Origin of the sequence: Porphyrobacter sp. ULC335, assembly GCF_025917005.1 — a bacterium.
Lineage (GTDB): Bacteria > Pseudomonadota > Alphaproteobacteria > Sphingomonadales > Sphingomonadaceae > Erythrobacter.
On the sequence record NZ_CP078091.1, the window covers coordinates 3,314,588 to 3,335,488 of the forward strand.

The 20,901-nt window shown below is 64.4% G+C and carries 16 protein-coding genes; 12 read left to right on the forward strand and 4 right to left on the reverse strand.

Annotated features, from left to right (window positions below):
* Positions 1–3: 3 nt before the first annotated feature.
* The 12 genes from bchB (at position 4) to hemA (ending at position 13,794) form a co-directional block, all read left to right on the forward strand.
* The gene (gene bchB / locus KVF90_RS15895) at positions 4–1,581 is read left to right on the forward strand and encodes a ferredoxin:protochlorophyllide reductase (ATP-dependent) subunit B (RefSeq protein WP_264392535.1); all 1,578 of its coding nucleotides are present in this window, start codon (positions 4–6) and stop codon (positions 1,579–1,581) included.
* Positions 1,571–5,209, forward strand: coding sequence for a magnesium chelatase subunit H (locus KVF90_RS15900; protein ID WP_264392536.1), 3,639 nt, complete (start codon positions 1,571–1,573; stop codon positions 5,207–5,209). Before bchB ends, KVF90_RS15900 begins: the two co-directional genes overlap by 11 nt.
* A gap of 19 nt (positions 5,210–5,228) precedes the next feature.
* Complete coding sequence (gene bchL / locus KVF90_RS15905) at positions 5,229–6,125, forward strand: ferredoxin:protochlorophyllide reductase (ATP-dependent) iron-sulfur ATP-binding protein (protein ID WP_264392537.1); 897 nt, start codon at positions 5,229–5,231, stop codon at positions 6,123–6,125.
* Positions 6,125–6,829, forward strand: a complete 705-nt coding sequence (bchM, locus tag KVF90_RS15910) for a magnesium protoporphyrin IX methyltransferase (RefSeq protein WP_264394562.1) — start codon at positions 6,125–6,127, stop codon at positions 6,827–6,829. Before bchL ends, bchM begins: the two co-directional genes overlap by 1 nt.
* Positions 6,826–8,265 carry a BCD family MFS transporter gene (locus KVF90_RS15915; RefSeq protein WP_264392538.1) on the forward strand — a complete coding sequence of 480 codons (1,440 nt, stop codon included), beginning with the start codon at positions 6,826–6,828 and terminating at the stop codon, positions 8,263–8,265. The genes bchM and KVF90_RS15915 overlap by 4 nt, the downstream gene beginning before the upstream one ends.
* Before the next feature lie 73 nt (positions 8,266–8,338).
* Positions 8,339–9,145 carry a photosynthetic reaction center subunit H gene (puhA, locus tag KVF90_RS15920; RefSeq protein ID WP_264392539.1) on the forward strand — a complete coding sequence of 269 codons (807 nt, stop codon included), beginning with the start codon at positions 8,339–8,341 and terminating at the stop codon, positions 9,143–9,145.
* Positions 9,136–9,909, forward strand: a complete 774-nt coding sequence (gene puhB / locus KVF90_RS15925; protein ID WP_264392540.1) for a photosynthetic complex putative assembly protein PuhB — start codon at positions 9,136–9,138, stop codon at positions 9,907–9,909. Before puhA ends, puhB begins: the two co-directional genes overlap by 10 nt.
* Positions 9,906–10,394: a photosynthetic complex assembly protein PuhC gene (gene puhC / locus KVF90_RS15930; protein ID WP_264392541.1), complete on the forward strand. Its 489-nt coding sequence runs from the start codon at positions 9,906–9,908 to the stop codon at positions 10,392–10,394. The genes puhB and puhC overlap by 4 nt, the downstream gene beginning before the upstream one ends.
* Positions 10,394–10,696, forward strand: a complete 303-nt coding sequence (locus KVF90_RS15935) for a hypothetical protein (protein ID WP_264392542.1) — start codon at positions 10,394–10,396, stop codon at positions 10,694–10,696. The genes puhC and KVF90_RS15935 overlap by 1 nt, the downstream gene beginning before the upstream one ends.
* On the forward strand, positions 10,693–11,754 hold the full coding sequence (gene acsF / locus KVF90_RS15940; protein WP_264392543.1) for a magnesium-protoporphyrin IX monomethyl ester (oxidative) cyclase: 1,062 nt from the start codon (positions 10,693–10,695) through the stop codon (positions 11,752–11,754). Before KVF90_RS15935 ends, acsF begins: the two co-directional genes overlap by 4 nt.
* Positions 11,755–11,771: 17 nt before the next feature.
* Positions 11,772–12,542, forward strand: coding sequence for a putative photosynthetic complex assembly protein PuhE (gene puhE / locus KVF90_RS15945; protein ID WP_264392544.1), 771 nt, complete (start codon positions 11,772–11,774; stop codon positions 12,540–12,542).
* 31 nt (positions 12,543–12,573) lie between these two features.
* The gene (gene hemA, locus KVF90_RS15950; RefSeq protein WP_264392545.1) at positions 12,574–13,794 is read left to right on the forward strand and encodes a 5-aminolevulinate synthase; all 1,221 of its coding nucleotides are present in this window, start codon (positions 12,574–12,576) and stop codon (positions 13,792–13,794) included.
* A gap of 119 nt (positions 13,795–13,913) precedes the next feature.
* Here hemA and KVF90_RS15955 read toward each other — a convergent pair whose 3' ends face one another.
* From KVF90_RS15955 to KVF90_RS15970, 4 genes are all read right to left on the reverse strand, one after another.
* Positions 13,914–15,620, reverse strand: coding sequence for an alpha-amylase family glycosyl hydrolase (locus tag KVF90_RS15955; RefSeq protein ID WP_264392546.1), 1,707 nt, complete (start codon positions 15,618–15,620; stop codon positions 13,914–13,916).
* Between the two features lie 74 nt (positions 15,621–15,694).
* Complete coding sequence (locus tag KVF90_RS15960) at positions 15,695–17,767, reverse strand: glycoside hydrolase family 97 protein (protein ID WP_264392547.1); 2,073 nt, start codon at positions 17,765–17,767, stop codon at positions 15,695–15,697.
* Positions 17,768–17,799: 32 nt separating this feature from the next.
* The gene (locus KVF90_RS15965; RefSeq protein WP_264392548.1) at positions 17,800–19,164 is read right to left on the reverse strand and encodes an alpha-amylase family glycosyl hydrolase; all 1,365 of its coding nucleotides are present in this window, start codon (positions 19,162–19,164) and stop codon (positions 17,800–17,802) included.
* Positions 19,164–20,756, reverse strand: coding sequence for an MFS transporter (locus KVF90_RS15970; protein WP_264394564.1), 1,593 nt, complete (start codon positions 20,754–20,756; stop codon positions 19,164–19,166). Before KVF90_RS15970 ends, KVF90_RS15965 begins: the two co-directional genes overlap by 1 nt.
* Between the last annotated feature and the right edge of the window lie 145 nt (positions 20,757–20,901).

Here is a 20,901-nt window from a genome sequence, read left to right on the forward strand (position 1 = left end):
GCGATGCAACTGGCAGTCTGGACATATGAAGGCCCGCCCCATGTCGGTGCGATGCGCGTGGCGACCGCGATGGAGAAGCTTCACTACGTGCTCCACGCACCGCAGGGCGATACCTACGCGGACCTGCTGTTCACGATGATCGAGCGGCGCGGCAAGCGCCCGCCGGTCACCTATACCACCTTCGAAGCCCGCGATCTGGGCAAGGATACTGCGCAGATTTTCCAGGATGCGGCACGCGAGGCGGTTGCCCGCTTCAAGCCGCAGGCGATCATCGTCGGCGCTTCATGCACCGCCGAACTGATCCAGGACGATCCGGCCGGCCTGTCCGAGGCGATGAACCTGCCCTGCCCTGTCATCCCGCTCGAACTGCCGAGCTACCAGCGCAAGGAAAACTGGGGCGCGGCCGAGACCTTCTACCAGATCGTCCGCCACCTTGCCGACAAGTCGGTTGTCCGTGAGCCGCGCGAAGGCCGCCCTGCGCGCGCCAATATCCTCGGCCCCACGGCGCTCGGCTTCCGTCACCGCGACGATCTCGTCGAAATCCGCAAGATCCTCGCCCAACTCGGCGTCGAGGTGAACCTCGTTGCCCCGCTGGGCGCCACCCCGGAGGACATCAAGAACATCGGCGCGGCCGATTTCAACATCGTCCTCTACCCTGAAATCGCAGATGAGGCCGCCCGCTGGCTTGAGCGCACTTTCGCTCAACCCGCGGTGCGGACCATCCCTATCGGCGTGGGAGCGACTCGCTCTTTCATTGCCGACGTCGCCGAGCTGGCAGGTGCAGATCCCACGCCTGCCCTCGGCGACACCTCTTCCCGGATGCCCTGGTGGTCACGGTCGGTCGATTCGACCTACCTGACCTCCAAGCGCGTCTTCATCTTCGGCGACGCGACCCACGCCGTCGCCGCCGCCCGCATCGCTCGCGAGGAGCTGGGCTTCGAAGTCTGCGGTCTCGGCTGCTACAGCCGCGAGTTCGCCCGCGAAGTCCGCGCCGAGGCTGCGCGCTGCGGGATCGAACCGCTGATCACCGATGACCACCTCGCGGTCGAAGATGCTATTGCCGCTGCCGCGCCCGAACTGGTGCTGGGCACGCAGATGGAGCGGCACATTGCCAAGCGGCTGGGCATCCCCTGCGCCGTTATCAGCGCGCCGGTCCACGTGCAGGATTTCCCCGCACGCCACTCGCCGCAGATGGGCTTCGAAGGCGCCAATGTGATCTTCGACACCTGGGTGCACCCGCTTGTGATGGGTCTGGAAGAGCACCTGCTCACCATGTTCCGCGAAGACTTCGAGTTTTCGGACGAAGCTGGCGCATCGCACCACGCCGCGCACAGCCCCCGCAAAGCCGCAGTGCCGGCGGTGTCGGAAGCGCCCGTGGAGGACATCCCTGCCCCGGCAATGGAAACGGCCGAGAGCGCAGGTTCGCTCTGGACCGCCGAGGCCGAGCGGGAACTGAAGAAAATCCCGTTCTTCGTGCGCGGCAAGGCCCGCCGCAACACCGAGAATTTCGCTCACGCCGAGGGGCGCCAGGAGATCGATCTCGAAACCCTGTATGACGCCAAGGCGCATTATGCACGGTAATGTCGCCTCGTCCTCCTCGGTTGACCCGCGTGCACCCGTCCGGGTGGTGATTGTCACGCTCGACAATCACCTGAAGGGGGCGGTTGACCGGGCCGAAGAGGCGCTGGCGGCAGAAGGTATCGAACTCAGCCTCCATGCAGCTTCCGAATGGGGCAGCGACGCGGGCGAACTCGATCACGTCAAGGCCGCCATTTCGGAAGCCGATATCGTCATCGCGACGATGCTGTTCCTTGACGATCACATCCGCGCCATCCTCCCCTCGCTCGAAGCGCGGCGTGAAGATTGCGACGCGATGGTGTGCCTGATGTCGGCGGGCGAAGTCGTCCGTCTGACCAAGATGGGCAACTACCGGATGGATGCACCGGCCAAGGGCCCGCTTGCGCTGCTCAAGAAGCTGCGCGGCTCGGCCAAGCCGGGTGGCAATTCGGGCGCGGGGCAGATGAAGATGCTGCGCCGCCTGCCCAAGCTGCTGAAGTTCATTCCCGGCACCGCGCAGGATGTGCGTGCCTATTTCCTCACGCTGCAATATTGGCTGGCGGGATCGGACGAAAACGTCGTCGCGATGGTGCGTGCCCTGATCGATCGCTATGCGGCCGGTGAGCGGCTCTACCGCCGCGGCATCACCAAAGCCGACGCGCCGCTCGAATACCCCGAAACGGGCGTCTATCACCCGCGCACCCAGCAGCGCATCTCGGAAAGCCTGCGCCTTCTGCCGCGCGACGAAGGTAACAAGGGCACGGTCGGGCTGATCCTGCTGCGCTCTTACCTGCTGGGCCGCGACTGCGCGCATTATGACGGCGCGATTGCAGCTTTCGAGGCTGCGGGCCTGAAGGTCGTACCGGTCTTCGCCGCGGGGCTCGATGCGCGCCCTGCGATCGAACACTTCTTCGTCGGGCCTGATGGCAAGCCGACGGTCGATGCCATCGTCAACCTCACCGGCTTCTCGCTGGTTGGCGGCCCGGCATACAGCGACGCACAGGCCGCGCGCGAGACCCTCGGCGGGCTTGATCTGCCCTATCTCGCCGCGCACGCCATCGAATTCCAGACCATCGAGGATTGGGCGCACCGGCCGCAGGGCCTTTTGCCGCTCGAATCCACCATGATGGTCGCCCTTCCAGAGCTTGACGGCTCGACTGTCCCGCACGTGTTTGGCGGACGTGCGGGACAATCGGGAGAAGGCTGCTCAGGCTGCGAGCGCAAGTGCGCACGCCCCGCCTCGCACAAGGCGCGGCCGATGCAGGCCTGCCCCGAACGCGCCGAGGCGCTCGCTGCAAAAACGCTCAAGCTGATCGAGCTGCGCCGTTCCGAGCGCGCTGCCCGCAAGCTGGCCATCGTTGTCTTCAACTTCCCGCCGAATGCCGGAGCGACAGGCACAGCCGCTTTCATGGGCGTACATGAATCGCTCTTCGCGACGCTCCACCGGCTCAAGGCTGAAGGTTACAGCGTCGATGTGCCCGAAAGCCTCGATGCGATGCGCGATGCGCTTCTCAAGGGCAATTCGGAACGCTTCGGCAGCGACGCCAACGTCGCCCACCGCATCCCCGCAGACGAACATGTGCGGCGCGAGACGCACCTTGCCGAGATCGAAGCGGCCTGGGGTCCGGCCCCCGGCAAGCAGCTTTCGGACGGCGGGCACATTCTCGTGCAGGGCGTGCAGTTCGGCAATGTCTTCGTCGGCGTGCAACCCAGCTTCGGATACGAAGGCGATCCGATGCGGTTGCTGTTCGAGGGCACCTTCTCGCCCACCCATGCCTTCAGCGCCTTCTACCGCTGGATCCGCGAGGACTTTGGTGCGCATGCAGTGCTGCATTTCGGCACTCACGGCGCGCTCGAATTCATGCCGGGCAAGCAAGCCGGCATGTCAGGCAAGTGCTGGCCGGACCGGTTGATCGGTGACACGCCGAACTTCTATCTCTACGCCGCCAACAACCCTTCGGAAGGAATGCTGGCCAAGCGCCGTTCGGGCGCCACCCTGATCAGCTACCTCACGCCGCCGCTGGCGCAGGCCGGGCTCTACAAGGGCCTGTCGGAACTCAAGGCGAGTGTGGATCGCTGGCGCGCCACGATCGACGATGCCGATCACGCGGACGAGCGTGCGGATCTGGCTGCGATGATCGCCGACCAGTGCGAGGCGCTCGACATCGCCTATGCCGACATCGGCGAACTGCCCGCACGCCTTTACGAGATGGAGCAATCGCTCATCCCGCACGGTCTGCACATCTTCGGCCGCAACCCGCAAGGCGCCGAGCGTGAGGACATGCTGGACGCGATGATGGAAGCGGGCAGCCACGATGGCCCCACGCCCGACCGGGCACGGCTCGCCGCGCTGCTCGATTCCTCGGACGAATTGGGCTCGCTCATCCACGCGCTCGATGGTGGCTATGTCCAACCGGCCCCCGGCGGCGATGTGGTTGTGAACCCTGATGTGCTGCCCACCGGCCGCAACATCCACGGCTTCGATCCCTTCCTGATGCCGTCTGCCTATGCCTGCCGCCTGGGCAGCGAACAGGCCGAGCAGCTGATCGCCCGCCATGTGAACGGTGGACAGCCATTCCCCGAGAGCATCGCCATGGTGCTGTGGGGCACAGACAACATGAAGTCCGAAGGCGTCCAGATCGCGCAAGCGATGACGCTGATGGGCGCCCGGCCCCGCCGCGATTCTTATGGCCGCCTAGCTGGTGCCGAACTGATCCCGCTGGCCGAATTGGGCCGCCCCCGCATCGACGTGGTGATGACGCTGTCGGGCATCTTCCGTGACCTTCTGCCAATGCAGACCCGGATGCTGGCCGAAGCCGCGCTGCTTGCCAGCGCCGCCGCGGACGAAAAGCCGGAAGCCAATTTCGTTCGCAAGCACACGCTGGCGCAGATGGAAAAGCACGGCTGCGACCTCGAAACCGCCGCGTTGCGCGTCTTCTCCAATGCCGAAGGGGCCTATGGCGCCAACGTCAACCAGATGATCGAAGGCGGCGTCTGGGCCGATCCTGACGAGCTCGCCAATGCCTTCGAGATCAACAAGGGCTTTGCCTACGGTGTCTCGGGCAAGCCGGTGCAACAGCGCGAGCTGCTGCAAAGCGCGCTGAGCACAGTCGATTTCACTTACCAGAACCTCGAAAGCATCGAACTCGGCATTAATGATGTCGACCAGTATGTTGATGGCCTGGGCGGCGTGACCCGCTCGGTCACGCGGGCCAAGGGTGTAGAAACGCCGGTCTATATCCTCGATGCGACACGCGGCAGCACCAAGGTGCGCACCCTGTCGGAGCAGATCGACCTCGAAGCCCGCACCCGCACACTGAACCCCAAGTGGTTCGAAGGCCTGCTCGAACATGGCTACGAAGGCGTGCGCCAGATCGAGGGCCATGTGACCAGCACACTGGGATGGTCCGCTACCACCGGTCAGGTTGCGCCGTGGGTCTATCAGAAGATTTCAGAGACCTTCGTGCTGGATGCCGACATGCGGCGCCGGCTTTCGGAGCTTAACCCCAAGAGCGCAGGCCGGGTCGCCGGACGGTTGCTCGAAGCCTGCGACCGCCGCCTCTGGGAGCCGGACGAGGCCACGCTTGCCGCCTTGCGCGAAGCCAATGACGAGCTGGAGGACCGCCTCGAAGGCGTGTTCCCGGCAGAATAAGACCAAGGGATAGATCATCATGAACCTGCACAGCCCCTCATCCAGTTTCAACCCGCCCGACGGGGACGGATCGGTCCAGGTCCAGCTGGACCCCGAAGACAAGATCAAGGGCGCCAAGGTCTTCGCCGTCTACGGCAAGGGCGGGATCGGCAAATCGACCACTTCGTCGAACCTGTCAGCCGCCTTTTCGAAGCTCGGCCACCGGGTGCTCCAGATCGGCTGCGATCCCAAGCATGACAGCACCTTCACGCTGACCAAGAAGCTGATGCCGACGGTGATCGACGTGCTCGAAACGGTCGAGTTCCACGCCGAGGAGCTGCGCCCCGAAGACTACATGTTCGAAGGCTATAACGGTGTGATGTGCGTCGAGGCTGGCGGGCCTCCGGCGGGCACTGGCTGCGGTGGCTATGTCGTCGGGCAGACAGTGAAACTGCTCAAGCAGCACCACCTGCTTGAGGAAACCGACGTCGTGATCTTCGACGTTCTGGGCGACGTGGTGTGCGGCGGCTTTGCCGCGCCGCTGCAACATGCCGAACGTGCGCTGGTGGTGGCAGCGAATGACTTTGACTCGATCTTCGCAATGAACCGGATCGTGGCGGCGATTGCGGCAAAAGCGAAGAACTACGACGTGCGTCTTGCAGGCGTGGTCGCCAATCGCAGTAAGGACACCGACGAGATCGACCGCTTCTGCGAAAAGGTCGGGATGCCCCGCCTCGCGCACTTCCGCGATGTCGATGCAATCCGCCGCTCGCGCCTCAAGAAGTGCACCTTGTTCGAGATGGGCGACGATCCCGAAGTGGTCGCGGCGCAGGACGAATATCTGCGCCTTGCCGCCATGCTGTGGGCGGGCGTCGATCCTTCGAAAGCGCAGCCGATGAAGGACCGCGACATCTTCGACTTCCTGGGGTTTGAATGATGGCGAGCCGCAATCCATCCGAATATGATCACCGCCGCGAGGCGCTGGCGACCTATTTCGACAGCACCGCGCGGCAGGCGTGGATCGATCTCACCTCGGACGCGAAGGTCAGCGGCATCCGCGCTACCGTGCGTGCAGGGCGCGATGCGATGCGGACCAACCTGCTCGATTGGCTGCCGATGGACCTGCGCCGCACCGCGGTTCTGGATGCCGGCTGCGGCACCGGGTCGCTGGCGGTCGCTGCGGCATGCCGGGGCGCGGAAGTCACCGGGATCGATGTCGCCGCTGGCCTCGTCGAAGTGGCGCGCGAACGTACTCCTTCCTTCATCGGTCATGGCCGTATCCACTGGCGTTCGGGCGATATGCTCGATCCGCAGCTGGGCACTTTCGCCCACGTGGTGGCGATGGATTCGCTGATCCATTACCAGCCCGAAGATCTGGTCGATGCCCTGAGCCAGCTGGCGCAGCGCACCACCGGGTCGATCCTCTTCACCTTCGCACCCCGCACCAAGCTGCTGACCGCGATGCACGAAGTGGGCAAGTTCTTCCCCAAGTCGGATCGTTCACCCGCCATCGTCCCGGTTGCCGAGGGCGATCTGCGCGAGCGGCTGGCACGGCTCAGTGGCTGGAGCATCGGCCGCACCCGGCGCATCCAGTCGGGTTTCTACACCTCCCAGGCGCTTGAACTGGTGAGACACGGATGACACGCCCGGCACGCCCGCCCAAACCGCACTGGACCGAGCTGGTTTTCCGGCTCCTTCCGTTTGCGGATGCGGCGAGCGTGGACCTGCCTTTGCCGCGCCTGCTCCGCCTCTCGCTGTTTCAGGTGAGTGTGGGCATGGCGATGGTGCTGCTTAACGGCACCCTCAACCGCGTGATGGTGGTTGAACTCGGCACGCCGACCTGGCTGGTTGCGCTGCTGATCGCGGTGCCACTCTTCGCCGCGCCCTTCCGTGCGCTGGTCGGCCACAAGTCAGATACCCATCGTTCGGTCCTCGGTTGGCGGCGGGTGCCCTATATCTGGTTCGGCACGCTGATGCAGTTCGGCGGACTGGCGATCATGCCGTTTGCGCTGCTGCTACTCGCTGTGCCCGAGCGCTTCGAGATTGGTCTAGTTGCTGCGACAGCCGCCTTCCTGCTGACCGGCATCGGGTTCCACGTGACCCAGACTGCGGGCCTTGCGCTTGCGACCGATCTTGCGCCGGAAGCCAAGCGCCCGCGCGCTGTGGCGCTGCTGTATGTGATGCTGCTCGTCGGCATGATGTTCGCCGCCTTTGTGATCGGCGGCATACTTGCCGATTACTCCGCGACCAAGCTGGTGCAGGTGATCCAGGGCTGCGCGCTGCTGACCATCATTCTGAACGTGACCGCACTTTGGAAGCAGGAACCCCGCAATACCGCGGCGACGGCTCCCGGACGCGAGACACCGAAATTCGCGCAGCTCTGGCAAGCGTTTGTGAGCGATGGCCGCAACGCGCGATTGCTGACCGCGATCGGCATCGGCGCGGCCGGTTTTGCCATGCAGGACGCGCTGCTTGAGCCCTACGGCGGCGAAATCCTCGGCCTTTCGGTCGGCGCCACGACCGGGTTGACCGGGGCCTGGGCGCTGGGCTCGCTCGCGGGCTTCACGCTTTCGGGCCGGGCACTTGCGCGCGGATGGGACCCGCTGCGGCTCGCTGGAGCAGGGCTGGTGGTCGGGATCAATGCCTTCTTGCTGGTGCTGTTCGCGGGGCCGTTTGCCGCGCCGCTGATGCTGTATGCCGGCGCACTGACAATCGGGGTCGGCCTCGGGCTGTTCTCGGTCGGCACGCTGATGGAGGCCATGAGCCTCGCCAAGAACGAATCTGCCGGCCTTGCGCTGGGTGCATGGGGCGCGGTGCAGGCGACCTGCGCCGGGATCGGCATCGCGGTCGGCGGCCTGCTGCGCGATGGCGTGGCGGCGCTGCTGCAAAGCGGCGACTCTACGGCCACTCTGGCGATGCGCGCGACCGGTTATGGCACCGTCTACATTCTTGAAATCGGCCTGCTGCTGATCGGTCTTGCCGCGATCGGCCCGCTGGTCGGTCAGCACAACCGGATGCGGACGGAGGACGAAGATCCGCTCGCCCAGCCCTTTGGCCTTACCGAGTTTCCGACATGATTACCTGTGCCCGCCCGTCCCGTACCTTGCCCGGCTCCGCCTCAGCCGGATTGTTCCATGAGAGGAATGTGAAATGAACGCTGCCTATATCGTCGGCACCTTTGATGTTGCCGAACTCGCCTTCCTGCTGTTCTTCGGCTTCTTTATTGCCCTGGTCTTCTACCTCAACCGCGAGAGCCGCCGTGAAGGCTACCCGCTCGAGGACGAGGATACCGGCAGGGTCCACTCGATCAAGCTGACCGATGGCGACAAGAAGAGCTTCCAGCTCCCCAACGGCCGCGGCACCTATGTGCCCGAGGACGTGGCGCGCGACGACGTCAATGTCCCCGCCGTGCCCGCCTTCCGCTCCGCCGGCGCGCCGCTCGTCCCGACCGGCGATCCGATGATCGACGGCATGGGCCCGGCCGCCTGGGCCAACCGTTCCAAGTATCCCGATCTGACCTTCGACGGCCGCCCGCGCATCGTCCCGATCGCGCAGAGCCACGAGCTGGTGATCCCCGACAATGATCCGCAGCTGGTCGGCTGGCCGGTGGTTGCTGCCGACGGCGCGACTGTTGGCAAGGTCAGCGACATCTGGGTCGATCAGGCCGAACACCTGATCCGCTATCTCGAAGTCGAAACCAGCACCGGCAAGAAGGTGTTGGCGCCGATGATGGTCGCCGTGGTTCACGGCAACGGCCTGCTCGACGCGCTGCTGCCGATCATCGACGAGAAGCCCAAATTCGTCGAGATCGATGCGATCACAGCCGCGCAGTTCGAAACCGCACCTGCGCTTGAAACCGCAGGGATCATCACCCGCTACGAAGAAGACCGCATCCAGGCCTACTTCGGCGGCGGTTACATGTATGCAACCCCGGAAAGGTCGGAAGCATGCCTCTGAACGAGCTCGCGCAGGCATCCGGACCGGGGGCGGCGGCAACGCCGTCGCCCACCGCATTGGATCACGCTGCGCTCGAGAACGATGGGCCCAAAGCCTTCGGCGACCGGATGGGCACGCCGCAGCCGGATGAAACCGTGCTGTGGAAGGGCCGTCCGCAGATATCGCAGCTGGCAGCGGGCGCATTCCATACCCGCAAGCTCGGGGTGTATTTTGCCGCGCTGATCGTCATTGCGCTGATGATGGGCAAGCCTGATGCCGCGCTGGTCGCTGGCGTGCTTGGCACCGCGCTTGCCGCTCTGCTGTATCTGCTGGCCTGGATGAGCGCGCGCAGCACGCTTTACATCCTTACCGACACCAGGCTGATCATGCGCATCGGCATGGCAATCGAGACGCGGATCAACATCCCCCTCAAGCAAGTCACTGCCGCCCATCTGCGGATGCGTGGCAAGGACGGCCACGGTGACATCGCCTTCGAGCTGGAGGGCGAACGCCTCCTCGGCACGCTGCTGCTGTGGCCGCATGTGCGCCCGTTCCACTATGCGAAACCGCAGCCGATGCTGCGCGCCGTGCCCGATGCTGCCCGCGTCGCACAGATGATCGCCGAAACCCGCGCGCGCTTCGGCGCAATCGAGCGGAATTTGAGCGAGATCAAGGAAGCCGCCTCGCCCGTCGGGCAAGCCACTTCGCAACCCGCGACCATTCCCGGTCGTCTCCCGCCCGTGATCCGCCGCGGCGAGCAAGGTCTTGAAGGAGCGCCCGCATGATCGTTCGGGAGTACGAGAAGGACGAAATCACCGTCCACCGCACGCCGTTGTTGCTGATGGGCGGCATCGTGGCGATCTCGCTCGCGCTCACGGCATCGGTCAGCTTCGGCCTGTTCGAGCGCCAGTCGGTGCCTGCCGAAGCGCGCGCAGCAGCCGGGATCAAGCCAGACGTTGAACGCACTCTGCGCTTCTTCGACGAGGCAGACGGCACCGTGCGGGTCGAAGACGGGGCAAGCGCCGAAGTGCTGGCCCGGTTCGGCCCCGGTGAAGGCGGCTTCATCCGCGCAACCGTGCGCAGCCTCGTCCATCAGCGCCGTATCCGCGGCGAAGGGCCGGCCGTGCCGTTCACCCTGACCCGGTGGGAAAACGACACCTTGACCCTCAGCGATCCGGTCACAGGCCGCAGCGTCGAAGTCAGCTCATTCGGCCCGGACAACCGCGCGGTTTACGCCAATCTCCTGCCTGCCGCGGTGGAGCCGAAATAATGGCGCTCTCCTTCTTCGCCACGCATTCGTTCGAAACGCCCTGCACGATCACGGTCGAGCAGAGCTCCGAACATTTTCACGCCCATGTCGAACTGGACGGCGATATTCCGATGGAGCCGGGCGACAAGGTCCGCGTCCATGGCGCGCCGATCCAGATCCCGTTCGGCACCCGTCAGGTCTTCGAGCGCCGCGCGACGGTGACACGCGCCAGCCCGCTCTCCCGCGCCGTCACACGGTTCGCGGCCTATTTCGATCTGGCCGAACTCTACGAAGTCAGCTTCAATGCCGGGAGGATCAAATGAACGCCTACAAGCCGATGACCAGCGAAGAAGCGATGGCAATCGCGACGCAGGACACGATGCTGACCCCGCGTTTCTACACCACCGATTACGACGCGCTCGACGCGATCGACGTGAGCCTTGTCCGGCGCGAGTGGGACCAGCTGATCGCGGACATGGTGGGTGATCCCAACAAGCTCCACTTCAAGCATTCCGACCGCTTCAAGGGCGTGATCGAAGGGCTGGAGCCATCGCTGCGGCAGGAGTTCACCGATTTCCTCGTCAGTTCGATGACGTCGGAGTTTTCAGGCTGCGTGCTCTATGCCGAAATCGCACGCCGCACCAAGAACCCGGATGTGAAGCAGCTGTTCCGTCTGCTCGCGCGCGATGAAAGCCGCCATGCCGGTTTCATCAATGAAAGCCTGAAAGATGCCGGGATCGGCGTGGACCTCGGCTATCTGACCAAGACCAAGAAATACACGTATTTCAAGCCGAAGTTCATCTTCTACGCAGTATACCTCAGCGAGAAGATCGGCTACGCGCGCTACATCACGATCTTCCGCCACCTGGCGCAGAACCCGCAGTACAAGTTCCACCCGATCTTCGACTGGTTCGAGGAATGGTGCAACGACGAGTTCCGCCACGGCGAGGCTTTCGCCATGCTGCTGCGCGCCGATCCCAAGCTGCTCGAAGGCGCCAACAAGCTGTGGGTGCGCTTCTTCCTGCTGTCGGTCTACGCCACGATGTATGTGCGCGATCACAACCGCCCGGTGTTCCACGCCGCGCTCGGTGTCGATCCGACCGAGTATGACTACAAGGTGTTCGAGATCTGCAACCAGATCAGCCGCCAGGTCTTCCCGGTCGAACTCGACATTGATGCCCCCGCCTTCCGCCGCCAGATGGAAAAGCTGCGCCTTGCGGCTGAACGCATCGAGGAAGGCAAGGCGCGCGGCGGGATCGGTGGCATGATCGGCCGCGTCTCGGGCATGGCCGGAGCCGGTTTCGCCTTTGCGCGCATGTATCTGCAACGGCCCAAGTCGAACCCCCTTCCGAATTCGATCCGGTTGCAACCCGCGTGGTGAGCTGGAGCGGCCACATTGTGCCGTTCATCGTGACGGTGGCGATCTGGTTTGTCGCGACCGGGCTGATTGCCTGGGCGGACAATCGTGAGCGCGCCACCTTTTCGACAAGCCTGCTGATCGGCAGTGTTGCCGGTATCGCCGGGCTGGTGGTGATCCTCGTCGCCGCGGTGTCGGCCGAGGTGTGGGCCGTGTACCTGGCCTTCGTTGGCGCGTTGATGGTGTGGGGCTGGCACGAGCTGTCCTTCCTTACCGGCGCATCGGCAGGGCCGCGCCGCGGAATGGCCGATGCCGGACTGACGGGTGTTGCCCGCTTCCGTCAGGCCGCAGCGACAGTGATGCATCACGAGGTCGCCCTCGCGGTGACGGCGCTTTTGCTGATCTCCCTGTCTTGGGACGTGCCCAACCAGATCGGGGCGACGGTGTTCGTGCTGATGTTCGCGATGCGGCTGATTTCCAAGATCAACCTGTTTGTCGGCGTGCCCAATTCGACCTCGGAAATGCTGCCCGAACAGCTCTCCTACTTGAAGTCGTATTTCGGCCCGAGCCGGATGACCATGCTGCTCGCTCTGTCGATTGCGGGGATTGCGGGCGTGACGGTGTGGTTCGCCAGCCTCGCCCTCGCCGCCCCCGTCGGCAGCGCCGAGATGGTGGGTGCAAGCCTGCTGACCACGTTGAGCCTGCTCGGCGTGCTCGAACACCTTTTCCTTGCCCTGCCATTCCGCGACGGAATGCTGTGGGGCTGGGCCTACCCGCAGCGGAAGGCTGCGGCGCAGACCCATCAAGATTGAAAGCAAGATGATGACGACAGAGGGAACACCGATGGACTTCGAAGCCTATTTCGCCGGCGAGCTCGACACTGTGCGCGCTGACGGCCGTTACCGGGTGTTCACCGATATCAAGCGCCACCGCGGCCGCTTCCCGCACGCGACCCGCTTCGTCGAAGGCGAAACGCAGGCGGTCACCGTGTGGTGTTCGAACGATTACCTGGGCATGGGGCAGCACCCCGATGTGCTCGACGCGATGCACGAATGCCTTGATGAATGCGGCGCGGGTGCGGGCGGCACGCGCAACATTTCGGGCACCAACCATCATCATGTGCTGCTTGAGGCTGAGCTGGCCGACCTCCACAACAAGGAGGCCGCGCTGCTGTTCACCAGCGGTTATGTGTCGAACTGGGCGGGCCTTGGCACCCTGGCGAGCAAGATCCCGGGCTGCGTCGTTTTCTCCGACGCGCTGAACCACGCCTCGATGATCGAAGGCATCCGCCACAGCCGCGCGCCCTACAAGGTATGGCGCCACAATGACGCGGAGCATCTCGACGAGCTGCTCTCGATGTACGGCCCCGAAGTGCCCAAGCTGGTCGCCTTCGAAAGCGTCTATTCGATGGACGGCGATATTGCCCCCATCGCGGACATCCTCGACGTGTGCGAAAAGCACGGCGCGATGAGCTATATCGACGAGGTCCATGCAGTCGGCCTCTACGGCCCACGCGGCGGCGGGATTGCCGAGCGCGAAGGGCTGATGGACCGCATCACCGTGATCGAAGGAACGCTGGGCAAGGCGTTCGGCGTGATGGGCGGTTATATCGCCGCATCGGCGAATCTCGTTGATTTCGTGCGTTCTTTTGCCAGCGGTTTCATCTTCTCGACCGCCCTGCCCCCTGCCATCGCGGCGGGCGCTGCGGCCAGTATCAGGCACCTCAAGACCAGCAGCGCCGAGCGCGAGCTTCAGCAGGAGCGCGTGGCGCAGGTGCGTCGTTCGCTGGACATCATGGGCATCCCGCACCTCGACAACCCGAGCCACATCATCCCGGTGATGGTTGGCGACGCCAAGAAGTGCAAGATGATCAGCGACTGGCTGATGGACAATCACGGCATCTATGTGCAGCCGATCAACTACCCGACCGTACCGGTGGGGACCGAGCGTCTGCGCGTTACGCCGTCACCCGTGCACACCGATGGCGACATCGACCGGCTGATCAAGGCCCTGTCCGAGATCTGGTCGCATTGCGAACTGGCCCGGATGGAAAAAGCCGCCTGAGCCTTCCCGACTGATAGGATTGCAAGCTCTCCCTTGGACGGGAGTGAGGGCGGACGCCTTGGGGGAGGCGTCCGCCCTCTTTTGCGTTTAAGGTACGGCGTTGGCCGCCGCGCGAGCCGCTACGGCGCGGCCTCTAGCAGCACGATCCGGTCGGGCTTCGCGATCTGCACCGCCCCGCCCGACACGCGAACCACTTCGCCGCTGTAGGCATCGCGCAGCATCGCACCTTCAGCGAAGACCGTGCCGGTCCTGATCGTGACCGGCCCTTCCGATCCGGCGGTCATCGCCACCACCACCCGGTCGGCGATCCCTGCCTCGTCTAGGGTGCGGGCGAAGGTATAGGGCCTGAAGCCAAGTTCGTGATGCCGCCCCGCCCCGATGGCGGGATGTCGTGCACGGAATTTGCCAAGCTTCTGCCAGTGCCGGAGCATCGCAATGCCAGCCTCGGTTTCGACCTCCTGCCAATCAAACACCGAACGCAATGTCGCATCGCCTTTCGTTCCAGGAACAACGAGCGAGCGGGCGATCTCGTCACCATAGTAGATCTGTGCCCCGCCCGGCGCGAGCATTAACGCCTCGGCGGCTTCGAAATGCTTTTCGCGCGAGGGGTCGTGCGGGCCCATGTCATCATGCGACGCGAGATAGTTGAGCGTCGCCCGCCCGGCGAATGCTCCTGTCGCCAACTCGGCATCGAAGGCCCGGTAGAGTGCAGGCAGGGGCATTTGAAGATGGCCGGGAAAGCCCATGTTGATGGTGCCATCAAACCCGTAATCGCGGAAATCGACAATCCGGTCGCCATAGTCATAGGCCGCGCCGACCGAATGGCCATTAGCGAGCAGGCCGTGGTTGAACACCTCGCCAACCATGTAGAAGGGACGATCCCCGGCGAGCCGCTCGGGATTGAGTGCGCGCCAGTCTGCCAAGGCAATGGCGGCTTCCCGCTTGAGCAGGCCCCACAATTCGGGATCGACGTGCTTCGCCGTATCGACCCGGAAACCGTCGATCCCATAATCGCGCACCCAGTCTGTCAGCCATTTGACGAGATAGTATTTTGGCGCGCGCGGATAAGCTGTGCGCGCGAAGAAACTGTCGAGCTCGGCCAATTCACGCTTCAGCCGCCCTTCCTTGCGCCACTTGGCGACGAGGAAATCAGGCAGCGCCACGGGCGTTTCGCTGTCGGTGCGCATGTCCTGCAGGGTGAAAGACAGCTCGCAGTCGACCGTGCCGGCATAGCTCTGGTAATCGCATGGCGGTTGGCGGCGCACCCATGTTTCGGGCCAGCGCGGATCGAGAGGGGTCTCGGGGCCAGCATGGTTGGCGATGACGTCGATGATCACCCGCAGGCCCTTGCCATGCGCCGCCTTCACCATCGCGGCAAAATCGGCTTCGGTGCCGAGATTGGGGTCAACCGCTGTCCAGTCCTTGGGCCAATAGCCGTGATAGGCGTAGGTGAGCCCCCATTCGCCTTCGTCGACGAAGCCATGGACGTTCTCGATCACCGGTGTGGTCCAGATCGCGTCAACGCCGAGATCGTTGAACCAGCCCTGTTCGATCCGCCGGATCAGGCCCTTGAGATCGCCACCTTCGAAGCTGCGCAACGGCCCGCCATCGCGCTTGCGACCGACCATCTGGTCATTGGCGGGGTCGCCGTTGGCGAAACGGTCGGTCATCAGGAAGTAGACCGTGGTGGCCCGCCAGTGCGGATCGACTGAGTCCGCCTCGTCGGCCGTTTCGTCCTGAGCATGCAATGCAGCTGGCGCAATACTGACAGCAGCGGCCGCCGCCAGCGCAATCACCAGCACGCGTGACACAATGGAGCGGCGCATTCTTCTTCCCCTTGTCTCCCCGTCCGGGGCAAATTCGCGCCTGCCGATGAATGGGCGAGGCTGTCAGGCAGCACTCACTTCACCGGAATAAACCGCACCGCCACCCCGCCCGAGGCGGCGAGCCAGACCGCGAAGTCATCACCGCCGGTCACCACCTTCTCCTCGATCACGATGTCATAGGGGTTGTAATCCCAGTGCGCGTGCGGTCCGTCGCGGTAGATTTGCGCGCGGTATTTGCGGCCCTTTTCGAGGAAGCTCAGCGGCACTGACAGATCGCGAGGGCTCTCGTCGGTCACCGCGCCAAGGAACCATTCCTTCGACTTGCGCCCTTGCCGCGCCATCGCCACGAACTGACCGACCTCGCCCGCCAGCGCGATCGACTGCTCCCAGTCGGCCTCCACGTCCTTGATGAACTGGAAGGCGTCCAAGCGCTTCTCGTAGTTCTCGGGCAGATCGGCCGCCATCTGCAACGGCGAGTAGATCGTCACATAGGTCGCCAGCTGCTTGGCCAGCGTCGTCTGCGGTCGATTTGACGGATCACCGCGCGGCATGTCGGGGCGCACCGGGGGGCGCTCGTTGGGGCGCAGATCGAAAATCCCCGGCGTGTAATCGAACGGCCCCGCCAGCAGCGCGGTGAAGGCCAGCATCGCTTCATGGCTCGGCGGGTTGGGCGGCGAGCCCCAGGCGTTGAACTCCATGCCCCGCGCGCCCTCACGCGTCATCCAGTTGGGATAGGTGCGGCGCAGGCCCGTGTCCTTGACCGGTTCGTGCGTGTCCATCGCGATCCCGCGCTCCGCCGCCGCCTTGATCACGGTCAGGTGGTGGTCGATCATGCGCTGGCTATCGTAATATTCGTAGTGACGGATGCCCTTGTCATCCACCCACACCGCATCGCCCGCGTCGGAAACATATCCGGTCTTCACGTAGCGCGAGCCGATCTTCTTCACGAGATCAAGCCCTGCTTCGAGCTGCTTTTCGTAATTGGTGAGGTTGGCCGAGGTCTCGTGATGGACGATCAGGCTGACGCCCTTGGACGCCGCGTATTTGCTCAAGCCATCGATATCGTAATCGGGATAGGCCTCGGTGAAGCTGAACAGGTCGCCGTTGTTGAACCAGTCGCCGTCCCAGCCCTTGTTCCAGCCTTCCACCAGCACGCCGGCAAAGCCGTGCTTGGCGGCGAAGTCGATATAGCGCTTCGTCTCGGCGGTGGTGGCACCGTGGTACTTGTCGCTTGCCCAGGTGCGGTCGTTGATGTGCATCGCCCACCAGATGCCGACATATTTGCCCGGCTTCGCGTAGGAGACATCGCCCAGCTTGTTGGGTTCATTGAGGTTGAGAATGATGTCGGAATTGATCAGGCCCACCGCATCGCGCGCGATCTGGATGGTGCGCCACGGGGACTTGAACGGGGCCTTGGTCCTGACCTTCGGCCCGCCTGACCAATTGCGCAGGTTCGCCTGGAAATTGCCCGGCCGCAGCTGATCAAGCGACATCGCGGAATAATCGACCAACGCCGCCTCGTGGATCGAAAAGTGGATGCCGGTGGTGGTGCGGAAGGTCGAAGGCGTGTGCGCATCATCCACCTGCCCGGCGGGGGCGACGCGGTAGATATATTCGTTGCGGTTGAACTCGTCCGAGGGGGTGTACCACATCGTCGTTTTGTCGCCGACGCCGAACTGGGTCAGCTCCTCGACGATGGCGATATCGCCTTGTAGCGCGGGCTGCTCGGCGAGCTCGTAGCGGAAGCCGATCCCGGTATCGAAGGCGCGGAAGCGGACGGTCATCTGCCGGTCCGGCCCCTCGCTCGCCTTCAGGGTGACGGCAAGCTCGTTATGCTGGTCGCGCACCAGACGGCGCTCGCCCCACGGCTGCTCCCACGTGGTGTCGCTGCTGGCGCGGGTCGATGCGGCGATGGTGAGCCCGCGTTCGAAACCGTGGTGTTCGGCGAACAGCATCCCCAGACGCGAAGGGGCGATCACCTGCTCGCCTTCGAAGGCGACGGCATAGGTGGCAAGGCCGCCATCATCGCTGACCGTGACGGTGATCTTGCCATCGGGCGAGGCCACCGTCAGGCTTTCGGCGTGGGCCGGGGCGGCTGCCCAGGCGATAGCCGCCAGCGCGATGAGTGATTTCCAGTGCTTCGTCATCGTCCCTCTCCTGCGGCCACGGGGGAGCCGCCTCAATTGGTCTCTTGGAAAATCCGGTAGCCCCAGGCGGGCAGATCGAGCGTCTCGCTGCCTGCGAAGCTGGCGGGAGTGCCGGTCAGGGCATCGGTGTAGCTGCCGTGGTGGCGCGCGTGGGTGAAGGTGATGCTGCGCGCGCGGGGGCTGAGGTTGAAGACAGCGAACACGCGTTCGCCCTTGTCGCCACGCGTGAAGGCATAGACATCCGCTGTCGCGCTGGTCGGCACCTCGACCATCGGCGCGCCGAAGCGGCCATTGTGGAGCGCCGGGCTCGCCGTTTTGAGAGCGATCAGCTTGCGCAGCAGGGCGTCATGCTTGCCCTCGCGCCAGACGATGGGATCGCGCTCGAAGAACTTGAGCTGGCGGTCATTATCCGCTTCCTGCCCGTTGTAGATGAGTGGCAGGCCGCTGCCGGTGAAGGACAGCGCCATCGCCGCCTCATAGGCCGGACCGTAGATCTGCGCCGCCACGCCGTCCCACGAATTCTGGTCGTGGTTCTCGGTATAGACCATGCGCATCGCCGCGCGCGGCCAGGTTTCGGACTGTCCGGCGTAGTAACCGCGCATCGGCCCCGCCCCGCTGCCATCCTTCACAAGCCGCTGCATCGCCTCCTTCCAGCCCCAGCCATAGGTCGCATCGAAGGCGCGGGCATGGAGATCGCGCTGCTCCCATTCGGCGAGCATGAAGACAGGTTTCACCTTGTTGAGTTCCGCGCGGGCGGTCTCCCAGAAATCGGTCGGGACATATCCCGCCACGTCGGCGCGGTACCCGTCGATGCCGAAATCCCGCACCCAGTAGACAAGACTTTCGGTCATGTACTGGCGCAGGGCGGGCTGGCTGTAATCGAAATCCGCAACGTCCGACCAGTCGGTCCCGGCCGGGCTGGTCAGCGCGCCTTCGGGGGTGCGGGTGTACCATTCGGGGTGGCTGAGGGTCAGCGGATTGTCATAGGCCGAATGGTTGGCGACCCAGTCGAGGATCACCTTCAGCCCCAGCCGGTGCGCCTCGTCGACGAAGGCGCGGAACTCGGCCTCGGTGCCGAGTTCGGGATTGACCGCGCGGTAATCGCGCACGGCATAGGGACTGCCCAGAGAGCCCTTGCGGTTTGCCTCGCCAATCGGGTGGATCGGCATCAGCCAGATGATGTCGACGCCCATCGCGGCAAGGCGGGGCAGCTGTGTCTGCGCCGCCTTGAAGGTGCCTTCGCTGGTGAACTGGCGGGTGTTGAGCTGATAGAGCACCGCATCGCGCGTCCATTCCGCGTTGGTGGCCTCCACCACATCGCGCGGGGCATAGTCAGGTTCGGCCAGCGCCGGGTTTGCGGCGAGCGCGCTCGCCAGCAGGGCTGTGGCGATCCGCATCACGCCGGCCCCGCCTGCAGCGCCGGAGCGTCCGCTTTCTCGCCATCCACCACGAACAGCGTCGCCACCGCGGCCAGTACGAAGCTCACCGCCGCGATCACCATTGCGTAGATCGGTTCGCCGCCGAACAGATTGGTGAGCAGAAAGCCCAGCAGGGTCGCCGCCAGAAGCTGCGGCACCACGATAAAGATGTTGAACACCCCCATGTAGATGCCCATTTTTTCCTGCGGCACACATCCCGCGAGGATCGCATAGGGTAGCGACACGATCGAGGCCCATGCGATGCCGATGCCGATCTGCGGCACCCACAACAGCGCCGGATCACGGATCAGCAGCACCGCGCCGAAGCCCGCCGCGCCGAGCAGCAGATTGATCGCGTGGAGCCGGATGCGATCAATCTTCGCGGCGATCATCACAAAGCCGAGCGCCGCCGCGGCGGCAAGGCCGTTGCGCACCGATCCCATCAGGCTCCACCAGTCCGCACCGTCCTGATAGGCGGCGCCCACCGTGTCGGTCGCGCCGAAGTGGAACTCGGTCACGCCCGGCGTGCCGTAGATCCACAGCGCGAACATCCCGAACCAGCTGAAGAACTGCACCACCGCCAATTGGCGCATGGTGCGCGGCATGGCGAACAGATCGCCCACCACTTCCATATACCCGCTGTCATGGCGCCCCTGCGCGCGCAGCATCCCGGCAAGGAGCTGGATCACACCGAAGCCGGCAACCAGCGCGGCGAGCACATAGATGTCCTTGGCCACCTCGATGGTGCCGAGGAAGGCCGGGCGAGGATCACTGCGGGCGACCATGACCAGAGCAGCGATGATCGCTCCGGCGATGATCCATGCCACGCCGCCGCTGGTGAACTGTGCGGCGCTGCGCTGCATGGCTACGCGCGATGCAGCATTGCCGCTATTGTGCGCAGCATTGAAGCGCGCGAGTTCTTCGGGCGAGTATTCCTTGGTTGTGAAAACCGTCCAGGCGACAGCCGCAAGCAGCGCTGCGCCGCCGATGTAGAACGACCACTGCACCGTATCCGGTATCTGGCCTTCCGGTGCGACATTGCTGAGGCCCATCCAGTTGGTCATCACCCACGGCAGCGCGCCTGCCAGCACCGCTCCGGTGCCGATGAAAAAGCTCTGCATCGCATAGCCCTTCGTCCGCTGACGGTCGGGCAGGTTGTCTCCGACAAAGGCGCGGAACGGCTCCATTGTGATGTTGAGCGAGGCGTCCATCACCCACAGCATCCCGGCCGCGACCCACAGCACGGGGGCATTGGGCATGACAAACAGCGCAAGGCTGGCGAGCAGCGCGCCGATGAGGAAAAAAGGCCGGCGGCGACCGAAGCGGGGGCTCCACGTCTTGTCGGACAGGTGGCCGATGATCGGCTGCACGATCAGGCCTGTCATCGGCGCGGCAATCCACAGGATCGCAAGCTCGCCGACATCGGCACCCAATGTCTGGAAAATGCGGCTGACATTGCCGTTCTGGAGCTCGAACCCGATCTGGATGCCAAGGAAGCCGAAGCTCATGTTCCAGATCTGCGCCGCGCCCAAGGCCGGTTTGGACGCAGGCTTGTGCCCGACTTGCGTCATCATCGCTTTCATCCCTCTCCCGGCCGCGCCGCCCGCTCGGGCGTGACGCGGCTCCCGGCAGCGCCTATGCTCTACGGATCGAACGTCCGATGATGCCTTACGCGCTGCCAGTCCCTAGTCTGGACGCCCTGCAAAAATTTGCAAG

What these genes read in the sequence shown, in the direction of transcription:
- bchB (WP_264392535.1), top strand. Translation starts at nt 4, where the DNA reads ATGCAACTGGCAGTCTGGACATATGAAGGCCCGCCCCATGTCGGTGCG.
- KVF90_RS15900 (WP_264392536.1), top strand. Translation starts at nt 1,571, where the DNA reads ATGCACGGTAATGTCGCCTCGTCCTCCTCGGTTGACCCGCGTGCACCC.
- bchL (WP_264392537.1), top strand. Translation starts at nt 5,229, where the DNA reads ATGAACCTGCACAGCCCCTCATCCAGTTTCAACCCGCCCGACGGGGAC.
- bchM (WP_264394562.1), top strand. Translation starts at nt 6,125, where the DNA reads ATGGCGAGCCGCAATCCATCCGAATATGATCACCGCCGCGAGGCGCTG.
- KVF90_RS15915 (WP_264392538.1), top strand. Translation starts at nt 6,826, where the DNA reads ATGACACGCCCGGCACGCCCGCCCAAACCGCACTGGACCGAGCTGGTT.
- puhA (WP_264392539.1), top strand. Translation starts at nt 8,339, where the DNA reads ATGAACGCTGCCTATATCGTCGGCACCTTTGATGTTGCCGAACTCGCC.
- puhB (WP_264392540.1), top strand. Translation starts at nt 9,136, where the DNA reads ATGCCTCTGAACGAGCTCGCGCAGGCATCCGGACCGGGGGCGGCGGCA.
- puhC (WP_264392541.1), top strand. Translation starts at nt 9,906, where the DNA reads ATGATCGTTCGGGAGTACGAGAAGGACGAAATCACCGTCCACCGCACG.
- KVF90_RS15935 (WP_264392542.1), top strand. Translation starts at nt 10,394, where the DNA reads ATGGCGCTCTCCTTCTTCGCCACGCATTCGTTCGAAACGCCCTGCACG.
- acsF (WP_264392543.1), top strand. Translation starts at nt 10,693, where the DNA reads ATGAACGCCTACAAGCCGATGACCAGCGAAGAAGCGATGGCAATCGCG.
- hemA (WP_264392545.1), top strand. Translation starts at nt 12,574, where the DNA reads ATGGACTTCGAAGCCTATTTCGCCGGCGAGCTCGACACTGTGCGCGCT.
- KVF90_RS15955 (WP_264392546.1), bottom strand. Translation starts at nt 15,620, where the DNA reads ATGCGCCGCTCCATTGTGTCACGCGTGCTGGTGATTGCGCTGGCGGCG.
- KVF90_RS15960 (WP_264392547.1), bottom strand. Translation starts at nt 17,767, where the DNA reads ATGACGAAGCACTGGAAATCACTCATCGCGCTGGCGGCTATCGCCTGG.
- KVF90_RS15965 (WP_264392548.1), bottom strand. Translation starts at nt 19,164, where the DNA reads ATGCGGATCGCCACAGCCCTGCTGGCGAGCGCGCTCGCCGCAAACCCG.
- KVF90_RS15970 (WP_264394564.1), bottom strand. Translation starts at nt 20,756, where the DNA reads ATGACGCAAGTCGGGCACAAGCCTGCGTCCAAACCGGCCTTGGGCGCG.